This is a genomic window from Candidatus Binatia bacterium (genome assembly GCA_026415395.1).
Classification (GTDB): domain Bacteria; phylum Desulfobacterota; class Binatia; order HRBIN30; family HRBIN30; genus HRBIN30.
On sequence record JAOAHD010000007.1, the window covers coordinates 165936 to 178678 of the forward strand.

Here is a 12743-nt window from a genome sequence, read left to right on the forward strand (position 1 = left end):
GGAACGCTCGGACGCGAGGCTGCCGTGCGCTTTTCGCTCACAGCTCCGCCACCTCGAACAACCACAGTTGGTTCTTGCGGCCGATGTCCGTGACCGGAACGGGGTAGCGGCCGGTAAAACAGGCATCGCAAAAACCGCCGCGCTGGCCGTGCAAAAATGCGTAAAGCCCCTCTTCGCTCAGGTACCCGAGGGAGTCGGCGGTGATGAAGCGGCAAATCTCCTCCACCGGCAGGCGAGAAGCGACCAGTTCTTCGGTGGTCGGCGTATCCACGCCGTAAAAGCAAGAGGCAATGGTGGGTGGAGAGCTGATGCGCAGGTGCACGGCGGTGGCCCCTGCTTGACGGACCATTTGGACGATTTTCTTGCTGGTCGTTCCGCGGACAATCGAGTCGTCGACAATTACCACGCGCTTGCCACGCAGCACGTCAGCCTGGGCGTTGAGCTTGACCTTGACGCCGAAATGCCGAATGGAGTCGCGCGGCTCGATGAACGTGCGCCCGACGTAGTGGTTGCGAATCAGTCCCATTTCGAAGGGCAGACCAGACTCTTCGGCATATCCCAGCGCTGCGGGCACCCCGGAATCAGGCACAGGAATCACGATGTCGGCATCGGCTGGTTGCTCGCGCGCCAGTTGGCGGCCGAGTTCCTTGCGCACCTCGTACACATTGCGGCCAAAGACTTTGCTGTCGGGGCGGGCAAAATACACGTACTCGAAAACACAGGCAGCGCGCGGCTGGCGTGGAAAGGGATGCAAACTTTCCACCCCAGCCGCAGAAATGCACAACACTTCTCCCGGCTCCACCTCGCGCTCGTAGGTGGCGCCGATGAGATCGAGGGCGCAGGTCTCCGAGGCGACGATCCAGGCGTCTTTAATGCGCCCGAGCACCAACGGACGAAAGCCATGCGGATCGCGGGCGGCGAGAAGTTCGCGCGGGGTCAAGAACACCAGGGAATAGGCGCCGCGCACGCGCGCAAGTGCCGCACAAACGCGATCGATCGTGCGTTCGCCTTTGGCGTTGGCCATGAGGTGGATGATGACCTCGGTGTCGACATTCGATTGAAAAATCGAGCCGCGAGCTTCGAGCTGCTCGCGCAGTTCGAGGGCATTGACGAGATTGCCATTGTGAGCCACCGCCAAACCGCCACGGCCATATTCGACCACGAACGGCTGGGTGTTTTTCAGCAGAGTTTGCCCGGAGGTGGAGTACCGATTGTGGCCAATCGCAGCCGAACCTTTTAGTTGGCGGATGATCTGCTCGGGGAACACATCCGCGACCAAACCGAGGCCACGATGCGAAAGCAGCATCCCTTCGTGGGCGGAGACGATTCCCGAGCCCTCTTGCCCACGATGCTGCATGGCGTACAGGCTCAAGTAGACGAGGTTGGCGGCCTCGGGGTGACCGAACACCCCGACGACGGCACACTTTTCCCCGAAACCGTCTCGCCGATCGTCCGACATCTGCCCGCCTTGCGCTTCTAGCTCGCTCATTGCCGTGGCGTCCTGCCCTCGGGCAGCGTCAATTCCATTCGCCGGGGCAAAGCGTTCGCCCACACCTCGCGCAGTGTAGCACACTCGATGTCGATCCACGGGGCGATGACCAACCTCCGGCCGCGCACTTCGCCAATCACCGTGCACGGCACGCTGGCTTGTTGTGCAAGCTCGCGCAGCGCCGCCAGGTCGCGCCGTTTGAGGGAAAGCACGATGCGCGATTGACTCTCGCCGAAAAGCAACGCGTCGGTTCGGATTGTGGCCGGAAGTTCGATCACCGCACCGAGCGGTGCTGACGGATGGCTGATGCAGCACTCGGCAAGCGCCACCGCAAGGCCGCCTTCGCTCACGTCGTGTGCCGACTGCACGAGCCCGTCCCGGATGGCGCGCAAGCACACCTCTTGGACTTTGCGTTCGACCGCCAAATCGATCCACGGTGGCACTCCGGCCACTTTGCCGTGCACCACGGCAAGATACTCGCTCGCGCCGAGCTCCTCGCGGGTTTGCCCGAGCAGTACGATGGCGTCGCCTTCGTTCTTGAACCATTGGGTGGTAAACGCACGCACCGGCTCGACGAGACCGACCATGGCAATCGTCGGCGTGGGCGGGATCGAGTGGCCTTCGGTTTCGTTATAAAAACTCACATTACCGCTCACGACCGGTACGCGGAAGGCCAGACACGCGTCGCGAATGCCTTGAATGGCCTCGACAAACTGCCACATGACCTCCGGCTTTTCCGGGTTGCCGAAGTTCAAGCAGTCGGTAACGCCGATTGGCTCGCCGCCTGCACACACGATGTTGCGCGCTGCCTCGGCCACGGCAATTACGGCGCCGACGTACGGGTCTTGCAAACAGTAGCGGCTGTTGCAGTCGACGCTGAGGGCCAAGCCTTTGTCGGTCCCTTTGATGCGGAGCACGGCGGCATCGCTGCCCGGACCGACTACCGTGTTGCCGCGGACCAAAAAATCGTACTGCCGGTAGACCCAAGCTTTGCTCCCTAAGTTCGGGGAATCGAGCAGTTGCAGCAGGGTTGCGTTCCAATCGCTCGGCTGGGGGATTTCGTCGAGGCGAAGTTGCTGGCGAGCGTCGAGATCTTTGGGCGGCCGTGCGGGGCGATCGTACACGGGCGCTTGTTCGGTGAGGATCGCCACCGGCAAACGCACCACCTCCCGGCCGGAGAAATTTGCTCGGAACAAGCCATCATCCGTGACTTCGCCGACCACGACAGCTTCCAAATCCCACTTGGCGAAGATTTCCCGCACCTTCTCTTCGCACCCGGCGCGCGCCACCAGCAGCATGCGCTCTTGCGATTCCGAGAGCAGGATTTCGTAGGGAGTCATGCCTTGGGCACGCGTCGGCACGCGGTCGAGATCGAGCCGGATGCCCGTGTGACCGCGCGCAGCCATTTCCACGCTGGAACTCGTGAGCCCGGCAGCCCCCATGTCTTGAATCGCCACGATGGCATCTTGCTCCATCAGCTCCAAACAAGCTTCGAGCAAGAGCTTTTCCGTGAACGGATCCCCTACTTGCACGGTGGGGCGCTTTTCTTCCGCTTCTCCGCGGAACTCCGCCGAAGCGAGGAGACTGGCACCGTGGATGCCGTCGCGCCCGGTTTTGGAACCCACGTAGATCACCGGATTGCCGATGCCTGCAGCGCGTGCACGGAAGATTCGATTGGCGGGCAGTACCCCGAGCGTGAATGCATTCACGAGAATGTTGGCGTTGTAGCCGGCATCGAAATACGTTTCGCCACCGACCGTGGGCACGCCCACGCAGTTGCCATAGCCGCCGATGCCGGCAACCACGCCCTCGACCAAGTAGCGGGTGCGGGGATGATCGAAGCTACCAAAGCGTAGCGAGTCGAGAATCGCAATGGGCCGCGCCCCCATCGTGAACACGTCGCGCAAAATTCCGCCCACCCCGGTAGCCGCACCTTGGTACGGCTCGACGTAGGAAGGATGGTTGTGGCTTTCGATCTTGAAGGCCACAGCGAGCCCGTCGCCAATATCGATCACGCCGGCGTTCTCCCCTGGGCCTTGCAATACGCGCGGCCCCGTCGACGGGAGCTTGCGCAGGTGCAATCGCGAGCTCTTGTAGCTGCAGTGTTCCGACCACATCACCGACACCACACCGAGCTCGACCAAATTCGGCGCTCGTCCGAGCGCTCGGCACAAACGCTCGAATTCTTCAGGCGTCAGCCCGTGCTCGATCGCGTGGTATTCGTCAACCGGACGGAGAAGCTGCTCTAAGTTCATCAGTGCCCAGGCGCCACGGCAGTGTGGTCAGCAACGCGTGCGCCGCGTTGCGCGGCCAAAACGGATTGAAAGAGCTTGAGTCCATCGTCGCTGCCCATCCATTTTTCCACGGCGTGTTCCGGGTGAGGCATCAACCCGAACACGTTGCGGCCTTCGTTGACGATGCCGGCGATATTCGCCAGCGAGCCGTTGGGGTTGGCCTCCGGCGTCACGCGGCCGTTGGCGTCCACATAACGGAGCACAATTTGCCGATTTCGTTCGAGCCGTTCGAGGGTGGAGGCATCGGCCACGTAACAGCCTTCGCCGTGCTTGATCGGAATTTGCAACACCTCGCCGCGCCGACACAACTGTGTGAACGGGGTGTCGTTTTCCTCCACCCGCACATGGCTCATGGCGCAGACAAAACGGCGGTCGCGATTGCGCACCAGCGCACCAGGCAAGAGCCCGGCCTCGCACAGCACTTGAAACCCGTTGCAAATCCCCCAAACTAAGCCACCCCGTTCGGCAAATTCGATGACTTTCTCCATCACGGGAGAAAAACGGGCCATGGCCCCGCAGCGCAAGTAGTCACCGTACGAGAAGCCTCCAGGCAGCACGACCACATCCACTCCTTTTAAATCGGTGTCCTTGTGCCACAAGCGCACCGCAGGCTCGCACAGCACTTGCTCGATGGCCCACAAGGTATCTTGGTCGTCGTTCGAACCTGGAAACACAACAACGCCCCAGCGCATGGTTGCCTCGTTCAGTCCTGAATTTCGAAAGAAAAGTCTTCGATCACCCCGTTGGCGAGGAGCTTGCGGCACATCGCTTCGGTGCGCTCTTGCGCTTGCTGGCGATCGCTGGCTTGGAGTTCGAGCTCGATGAGTTTGCCGACCCGCACCTCTCCGACCTCGGTAAACCCGAGAGCGTGGAGCGATCGCGCAACCGCTTTGCCTTGCGGGTCGAGCACTTCCTTTTTGGGCATCACAAACACTCGGGCGCGCACGACAAACCTCCTCATGTTTCACAAATGCGGCGATGCACCTCCGCGTAAGCGCCCTCGACGTTGCCTAAGTCGAAACGGAAACGGTCCTTGTCCAGTTTTTCGCGGGTGGTGGCATCCCAAAAACGGCAGGTATCCGGGCTGATCTCGTCGCCGAGCAGCAACCGTCCGTGATGGCGGCCGAATTCGAGTTTGAAATCCACAAGCAGCAACCCCCGCGGCTGCAAAAATTCGCGCAGCAACTCGTTGACCCTCAGCGCTTGGCGGTTGATTTCCTCGAGCTCGGTCTCGCTGGCAAATCCCAGCACGGTGATATGCCAGGGGTTAATCAGCGGGTCGCCGAGTGCATCGTTCTTGTAGTAGTGTTCCAAGATCGGGCCAGGGAGATCGCGGCCTTCTTCGAGTCCTAGCCGCTTGGCCAAGCTACCCGCGATGATATTCCGCACCACCACCTCCACAGGTACAATTTCCAATCGCCGCACGAGCATCTCGCGCTCACTCAACGTGCGCACGAAGTGCGTGGGCACTCCGTGCTGTTCGAGATACGCGAACAGCGCGGCACTGATGGCGTTGTTTCGCACTCCCTTGGAAGCGATCGTGCCGCGCTTTTGGGCGTTAAAGGCAGTGGCGTCGTCTTTGAAATACTGAATCACCAAGTCCGGATTCGCAGTGGCGTAAACCTTCTTGGCTTTCCCTTCGTACAATAGTTCGCGCTTTTCCATGTTCGTCCTCGAGCCGTCTCGGCTCTGGGGCTCGCTGCCCCGTCAGGTTGGCGAGCGCCTGGCTCTGCACCCTGGACCGTGTTTCCCTCCGTAGCGTACTCTACCCTGAACTTCACCCCCGCCGCGTCATCACTTGCCGGTATGGCCGAAGCCGCCCGCGCCCCGGGTTGTGGGTTCGAGGGTGGCAACTTCCTCCCATTCCACTCGGCTTACGGGTGCAACCACAAGTTGGGCAATGCGGTCACCCGGCTGGATGGTGACGGCTTCTTGCCCAAGGTTGACGAGAATCACCTGAATTTCTCCGCGATAGTCGGCATCGATCGTTCCCGGCGTGTTCAGCAAAGTCACGCCGGTACGCCATGCCCATCCCGAGCGGGGTCGCACCTGCCCTTCGTATCCCAGGGGCAACGCGATGGCGATCCCGGTGGGTACGAGGCAGCGCGCGCCCGGCGCGAGGGTGAGCGGCGAGGAGAGCGCAGCATACAAGTCGAGCCCCGCCGCACCCGCGGTGGCGTATGACGGGAGCGGCAGCGCTTCGGCTTCCGCTCGCACCCGCTGAATCGGCACCCGTAGCGAGGCTACTGCTGCCTTCGCGTCTTCTTGCCGCTGCTTTGCTTCGGGCGTGACCGAGGCCGATTTCATCGGTCGAGGTTGGATGAAATCCTTCACTCACCGCACACTCAAGCCGCCGTCGACCGGAATGACTGCACCAGTGACATACGCTCCAGCACGCGACGCTAAGTAGATCGCGATGCCAGCCATGTCTTCCGGTTCGCCGATGCGTCCGAGCGGGCAGGCAGCAATGATTGCGTCGCGAAAGCGCTCGAGTGTGGCGGCCATCATTTTGCTTTCGAACGGGCCTGGAGCGACCGCGTTCACGGTAATGTTCCGCGCCGCCAGTTGCATGGCGAGCACGCGGGTAAGGTGATGCACCGCAGCTTTGCTGGCGGAGTATGCGTAGGTTTCCAGTAGCGGCACGCGGAGACCGTCGATGGAGCCAATATTGATCACGCGCGCTGGGTCGCCAGGCCGGGCCGCCGCCTCCAGTTGCGGCAGAAGCGCACGGGTGAGGTGGAAGACGGCCTTGACGTTGAGCGCCAGCACTTTGTCCCAAGCGCTGTCAGGATATTCCTGCAGCGGTGCCCCCCAGTTGGCGCCCGCGTTGTTGACCAGGATGTGGAGCTGAGCCTCTCGTGCCGCAATTTCCTCCGCTAAGCGGCGGCATTCTGCTTCTGTGGAGAGATCCGCCGGCAGCGCGAGACAGGTGCCGTAGCGCGACAACTCTTCGGCTGTGCGGGCGCAGGCATCGGCCTTGCGGGAGGAAATGTACACCTTCACCCCATTCTCCACGAAGCCGCGGGCAATCATGGCGCCAATGCCGCGCGAGCCGCCGGTGACGAGCGCCACCTTGCCGGAGACGTCGAAGAGGTTCTTCATTGCCCTAGCCTCCTCACCATAAGTCGGGTTCGAACATGCGGTCCAAACGTTCGGCGCGTCGCCGCAAAATCTCGCGCTGTTCCGGATGGGTCAGAATGTAAAGGTCACCCCGCTCGATGCCGCGCACCACGCGTCGCGCCACTTCGGCCGGAGAAATCACACCACCCTTCATGGCTTCGGCCGGCGGCACCAACGGCTCCACCCCGGGCGTGCGCAAGTGCGCGGGGCGGAGCCGCGCCGAGTTTTCGTTGATCCGTGTGTCGACAATCATCGGGCACAACACACTGACGCCAATTCCCAAGGGCTTGAGTTCCCGATAGAGGGCTTCGCTCAACCCAACCACCGCAAATTTCGAGGCACAGTAAATGCCCAGCCATTCCATCCCCACCAGTCCTGCCATGCTGGCGGTGTTCAAAATGTGACCACCGGTTCCTTGCTCCACTAGCCAAGGGAGGAACACTTCGATGCCGTGCACTACGCCCCAAAAGTTCACACTCATGGTGAACTCCCAGTCTTCATGGCTGGCCTCGCGCAGCGGACCGAACACCGCCACGCCGGCGTTATTGCATAGCAGGTGCACGGCGCCGAACTGCCGGCGAACCTCGTCCGCAAGCGCGCGCACGCTGGCGAGCGAGGTGACATCCGTCACCACCCCGGCGACTTGCCCGCCGTTGCCGCTAAGTTCGGCCACGGTGCGATCGAGTGCCGCGCGATCGAGGTCGGCCAGCACCACCCGCGCACCGCGGCGCAAAAACTCCTCCGCCATGGCACGGCCGATGCCACCCGCCCCGCCAGTAATGACCGCCACGCGGCCGGCAAACTTATCGCTGGTCATGCGCGCCCGCCTAGCACGTTGCCCTGTCAGCGCCAACAATGGGCGAGTGGTGACCGCAGGGGCGACACCAGCAGCGCCCTTGGCGCTACATCGGCGAGTGTCGAGTACCGAGTGGCAAGTAGCGAGCGGCGAGTGGCGAGCAGGGAGTGGCGAGTCGTGGGGAATGAGGAATAGGGAATGGCGAATGGCGAATAGCGAAAAGGGAACGCGCGCCATGCATCTTGCCACCCTGCGCCGACGCCATCGTAGGGGCGACGCATGCGTCGCCCGCGCTGCTCTGGCGAGAAGCAAACACCTTTGCTTTTTACGCCGTATCTCGCAAGTTCGGAGGTTACACTATGCAAGAGGTTTTCATTATCGAGGCGGCGCGCAGTCCCATTGGCCGGCGAAAGGGTGGCTTGGCAGGTTTGCATCCCGCCGCCTTGCTCGGGAAGATCCAGCGAGCGGTACTGGAGCGCGCTGGGGTAGAGCCGCGGCAAGTGGGTCAAGTGGTTGGCGGCTGTGTGTCGCAAGTGGGTGAGCAATCCTTCAACATCGCCCGTACCGCCTGGCTGGGGGAAGGCCTTCCCATGGAAGTGCCGGCGACGACGGTGGACAGCCAGTGCGGGTCGAGCCAGCAGGCAACGTCCTTAGCTGCCGGGCTCATTGGGGCCGGCATCGAAGATGTGGTGCTGGCCTGTGGGGTGGAAATGATGACGCGCGTGCCGTTGGGTTCGAACATGCGTGGCGGGTCGCCATTTCCCCCTTCGTACGCCGAACACTACGCCTTTGCCACGCAGTTCCAAGGTGCGGAGATGATTGCCAAAGAGTTCGGCATCACCCGCGAAGATACGGACCGCTTCGGCCTGCGCAGCCAAGTGCTTGCCAACCAAGCCTGGCGCGAGGGCCGCTTCACACGTGAGGTGGTTCCCGTGGAGGCACCGGTGGTCGACGAAAACGGCAACCCCACTGGTGAGACGCGCCGCGTGGAGCGCGACGAAGGGCTGCGGGAAACGTCGCTGGAAAAACTGGCGGCTTTGCAACCCGTAGAGCCAGGGGGCATTCACACTGCTGGTACCTCTTCGCAAGTGTCCGATGGCGCGGCTGCCGTGCTGTTGGCATCTCCAGAGGGCGTAAAGCGCCTCGGCCTGAAGCCGCGCGCGCGAATTGTGGCGACGACGTTGGTGGGAGTGGACCCAGTAACAATGCTCAAGGGACCCATCCCGGCCACGCGCAAGCTCTTGCAACTGACCGGGCTTCGCATGGACGAGATCGATGTTTTCGAGGTCAACGAGGCGTTTGCCTCGGTCGTGCTCGCGTGGATGAAAGCGTGCGAGCCGAATCCAGAGCGCGTGAACCCCAACGGCGGCGCGATTGCCCTCGGCCATCCTACGGGTTGTACGGGAGCGCGGCTCATTACCACCGCACTTCATGAACTCGAGCGGACCGGTGGGCGTTATGCCCTCATTTCCATGTGCTGTGGTGGTGGACTCGGCACGGGAACCATCATCGAGCGTCTCTGAGCCGCGGCTGCAGGGCGGTCAAAGCGCGGCTTCGCCCCCTGCTTGGCACTTCACTACGGCGGAGTTCGTGGGCATTGCCGGCGGCGACCCGACGACGGCTCGCCGCCGCTATGCCGATAGTGTTCGGGCGGTGCGCGCGGACGGCTTGCCTGCGTTGGTGCGTCAGTGTGCCGACGGTGATTTGCTGAAATTTGCCATGCGTGCGGCCGACGGTGCCGAGGTCGAAAGCGTGATCATTCCTATGGAAAGCTACCGCGGTGCCCGTTGGCGAACTCTCTGCCTTTCGACTCAAGTGGGCTGCCGCATGGGCTGCACGTTTTGCGAAACTGGCCGCATGGGCTTGCTCCGCAATCTCACGGCTTCGGAAATCATTGCGCAGCGCTTGCTAGCGCGCGGGCTGCTGGCCGAGCGTGGCGAGTACGAGGGGAGCCCGTATCGCTACGATGGCGATGGCATCCGCAATCTCGTGTTTATGGGGATGGGCGAGCCGTTGGACAATTTCGAGCAGCTTGCTCGGGCGATCGAAATCTTGTCCGACCCAGGCGGCCTTGGCTTCCCGTTGTCGCACATGACCGTGTCCACCGTCGGCGTGCGCAGCGGCTTAGAGAAGCTCGCCCAATGGGTTCGGCAGGATCCACAACGGCAGAAACTCCGCTTGGCGATTTCCTTGCACGCCGCTGACGATGAATTGCGGAGCCTCCTCGTGCCCATCAATCGCGCCGTGCCCCTGGCGGAACTGAAACAGCTCTTGCTCGCCTACCCGCTTACGCCCCGTGGGCTGTTCTTGATTCAGTACGTGTTGTTGCGCGGGGTGAACGACTCGCCGGAGCACGCGCGGCAGTTGGCCGCTTGGTGTCGCGACCTGCCTTGCGTTGTCAATCTCATCCCCTACAACCCGCAGCGCCTCCCACGATATGAGTCCCCGCGTGAAGAGACCGTGCTGGTGTTCTTACAAACGCTCCGTCAGCACGGCATCTTTGCCAAGCGGCGGCGCACCCAAGGGCAACAGCTGGCCGCCGCTTGCGGTCAGTTAGCGACCAATACGGCAAAGATGGGCCGCTACACTCGGTTAGGCGCCCTCTCTTCGTAACGGCTGCAGCCGTTCAGTGTCTTTTTGGCTGAGCAGCGGAGGGAAGTTTGCCCCAGGGCTTGACCTTGGACGTAGGTGGAGGCCGTAAACACATTACTGGAGTCGGGCCATGATTGGACTCAAAGTCGGCGAGGTCGCCAAGCGGGCAGGAGTGAACCTGCAAACCATCCGGTACTATGAACGCCGTGGCTTGCTTACCAAGCCGCCGCGCACCGCGGCAAATTACCGGGCGTACCCTGAGGACACCGTGCTGCGGGTGCGCTTCATCGAGCGAGCTCAACAACTGGGGTTCACCCTGAAGGAACTCCAGGAGCTCCTGTCGCTGCGCGCCGCGCCCCGGACGCGGTGCGCGGATGTGCGCCGGCGTGCGCAGCGCAAGGTGCAGGACATCGACGAGAAGCTGCGCACGTTGCAGTCGATGCGCCGGGCACTCGTCAAGCTCATCGATGAATGCGCGGGAAACGCCCCCGTGAGCGAATGCCTGATTCTCGAGGCGCTCGATCTGGGTGACAACGATTGATGACGGACGTGCCCTCACCACAACTCCGCGCAGCTTGAATCCCCCGCGTGGACGGAGAGCCTCTCTGGGGATGCGAGTGGCGCCCCCGGGTCGGTGCGTGGGACTGCGAACCCCGCTTCGGCCTTCACGGCTGGCAGGTGGCTGCGAGCTCGGGCGGGAACTCGCGTGCTCCCTGAGGAGAGCGGGCGAAGACAAAGCGCATTCCGCCGCATACCGCCCGGCGAAGCGGAGGCTCGCCGGCGCAAGCTACAGCTCGGTAAGCCGGCTCGAGCGTACCTCGTCGGAGGTATTCGTCCGCCACGCTCCACCCGATTCCGTTGAACGCCCGCTCGCGGCAGGTGGGATCGTCGAGTTTCCGCAACCGCGCGCACGCACCTTCAGCGCTGCCTGCACGCGGATACTCCGCCACGCCAAAGACCAAGCAACCCCGCAGCCACTCCTCACGAAAATCGCTGCGAGCTGCTCCTTGGCCATAAAGTGGCGCGAGCTGATATGCGCTGACAGCAAGTGCGAGCGCGACTGCCAGTCCGTGAATCCGCGCACCCCAAGCTTGCGCAGCCACGTCGATCCCGCCGGCGGCGAGCACAAGCAAAAGAACCGCGAGCGGCACGAAAAAACGTGCGAAGTAGTAGCCTTCGTTCGGCAGAGGGCTGATGCGGCCGACGACCAGCGCTGCGGTGGACAGGACGGCGGCAGCGAACAACACTCCGACGGCAAGCGGTGAACGCACTACCGCTCTCCTCGGCAGTCGCGAGAGGAGTGCGACGGCGAGCAGGAGCGCCAGCAGGATCAAAGCGGCAAGCGTCGCGCTGCCTAGCGCAGCGCCACCCCAAGCTTCCGAAAGGTGATTCAGCATTCCCAGTGCGGGCAGGTGCGGTGTAGGGTGCGTCGCAGCGTCCGAAGGAAACGCCCGTTCGATCCATTGCCACCACCGGTATGGGTGGCGGCAGACGTTTTGATAAATCCACGGCAGTGCGCCGAGGGCCACCCCGGAGGTCACCGCGCTCACGCTCGGCCAACGGGGCGAGAGTGCAATCAAAGCTCCCACCACAGGGAGCGCCCAAGGCACAAGCAGGTACGACATCCAGGCGGCAGCCGCGGCGAGCAACGCCGTGGAGAACGAAAGGAACCAGCTAGTCGCACAAGCTCGGCTTGCACAAACGAGCAAGGCTGTGGCGCACAACGCCGGGAGCACGCCTTCCGGATGAGAGCCCACTATGGTGATTTGCAGGCGCGCTAAGTTGGGGCTCAAGCCTAACCACATTGCCCCGCCCACCAAGGCGGCCCGCCAAGAAAACAGGGAGGCGAGGACCCACAGGTAGGCGCAAACAGTGGCCGTCCACCACAGGAGCACGAGCCACTTCAAGGAAACAACCGACGGCTCCTGCCACTGGAGCCAAAGGCTTCCGAGGACGATGAGTGGCACGGAGCCGCCATGGTCGAGGTCGTCTTGGTAATCCCAAACGCGTGCCAGCCCCGCACGTTGCAGCTCGAGGCTGCTGAACAAAAAAACTGGCTCCTCCCAATTTTGATTGGCAGAGCTCGAAGAGACGAGAAGCGCGGCGCGCGACCCCCAGAAAGCGGCGACCATGGCGACTAACGCCGCATATCGGAGCCAAGGGTGAAGCCGGAGCCGCATGCTGGGGCGCGGTTCCCGCGCTCGATCATGCACGCCCGTAGCCTTTACCGGCCTCGCGCCCGACAAGCAACGGACCATCTCGTTCCAGCAGCGAGCGGCGGGCAGTGATCGCAGGGGCGACGCATGCTTCGCCCGCGTTGCCGGCGGGTCACGGCGCCACCGCGCGCCAACAGCGGGCGAATGGTGTGGATCGGCGAATGGGGAACCCGGAACCCGTGCCTTGTATCTTGCCACCCTGCACCAACGCGATTCGTAGGGGCGACGCATGCGTC

At 62.8% G+C, this 12743-nt stretch carries 12 protein-coding genes; 3 read left to right on the forward strand and 9 right to left on the reverse strand.

The window, feature by feature from the left end:
• Positions 1–37: 37 nt before the first annotated feature.
• The 8 genes from purF to N3C12_05365 form a co-directional block, all read right to left on the reverse strand.
• Positions 38–1489 carry an amidophosphoribosyltransferase gene (purF, locus tag N3C12_05330; GenBank protein ID MCX8071857.1) on the reverse strand — a complete coding sequence of 484 codons (1452 nt, stop codon included), beginning with the start codon at positions 1487–1489 and terminating at the stop codon, positions 38–40.
• A complete protein-coding gene (gene purL, locus N3C12_05335) occupies positions 1486–3744 on the reverse strand; it encodes a phosphoribosylformylglycinamidine synthase subunit PurL (GenBank protein ID MCX8071858.1) in 2259 nt (752 codons plus the stop codon). The genes purF and purL overlap by 4 nt, the downstream gene beginning before the upstream one ends.
• A complete protein-coding gene (gene purQ, locus N3C12_05340) occupies positions 3744–4475 on the reverse strand; it encodes a phosphoribosylformylglycinamidine synthase subunit PurQ (GenBank protein MCX8071859.1) in 732 nt (243 codons plus the stop codon). The genes purL and purQ overlap by 1 nt, the downstream gene beginning before the upstream one ends.
• A gap of 11 nt (positions 4476–4486) precedes the next feature.
• The gene (gene purS / locus N3C12_05345) at positions 4487–4729 is read right to left on the reverse strand and encodes a phosphoribosylformylglycinamidine synthase subunit PurS (protein MCX8071860.1); all 243 of its coding nucleotides are present in this window, start codon (positions 4727–4729) and stop codon (positions 4487–4489) included.
• Positions 4730–4740: 11 nt separating this feature from the next.
• Positions 4741–5448, reverse strand: a complete 708-nt coding sequence (locus N3C12_05350; GenBank protein ID MCX8071861.1) for a phosphoribosylaminoimidazolesuccinocarboxamide synthase — start codon at positions 5446–5448, stop codon at positions 4741–4743.
• Between the two features lie 129 nt (positions 5449–5577).
• Entirely contained in the window at positions 5578–6090 is a 513-nt protein-coding gene (gene dut / locus N3C12_05355; protein ID MCX8071862.1) for a dUTP diphosphatase, read from the reverse strand.
• A gap of 27 nt (positions 6091–6117) precedes the next feature.
• A complete protein-coding gene (locus N3C12_05360) occupies positions 6118–6885 on the reverse strand; it encodes an SDR family oxidoreductase (protein ID MCX8071863.1) in 768 nt (255 codons plus the stop codon).
• 13 nt (positions 6886–6898) lie between these two features.
• Positions 6899–7720 (reverse strand): SDR family NAD(P)-dependent oxidoreductase, encoded by an 822-nt coding sequence (locus tag N3C12_05365; GenBank protein MCX8071864.1) that lies wholly within the window; start codon positions 7718–7720, stop codon positions 6899–6901.
• Between the two features lie 338 nt (positions 7721–8058).
• On the opposite strand from N3C12_05365, the gene N3C12_05370 reads away from it, so the two are divergent.
• The 3 genes from N3C12_05370 to N3C12_05380 all read left to right on the forward strand — a co-directional run bounded on the left by N3C12_05370 (position 8059) and on the right by N3C12_05380 (position 10832).
• Positions 8059–9222 carry a steroid 3-ketoacyl-CoA thiolase gene (locus tag N3C12_05370; protein ID MCX8071865.1) on the forward strand — a complete coding sequence of 388 codons (1164 nt, stop codon included), beginning with the start codon at positions 8059–8061 and terminating at the stop codon, positions 9220–9222.
• Between the two features lie 67 nt (positions 9223–9289).
• A complete protein-coding gene (locus N3C12_05375; GenBank protein MCX8071866.1) occupies positions 9290–10312 on the forward strand; it encodes a 23S rRNA (adenine(2503)-C(2))-methyltransferase RlmN in 1023 nt (340 codons plus the stop codon).
• Between the two features lie 109 nt (positions 10313–10421).
• Complete coding sequence (locus N3C12_05380; GenBank protein ID MCX8071867.1) at positions 10422–10832, forward strand: heavy metal-responsive transcriptional regulator; 411 nt, start codon at positions 10422–10424, stop codon at positions 10830–10832.
• Positions 10833–10956: 124 nt separating this feature from the next.
• Here the strand turns inward: N3C12_05380 and N3C12_05385 are convergent, their stop codons facing one another.
• Complete coding sequence (locus N3C12_05385) at positions 10957–12471, reverse strand: hypothetical protein (protein MCX8071868.1); 1515 nt, start codon at positions 12469–12471, stop codon at positions 10957–10959.
• Between the last annotated feature and the right edge of the window lie 272 nt (positions 12472–12743).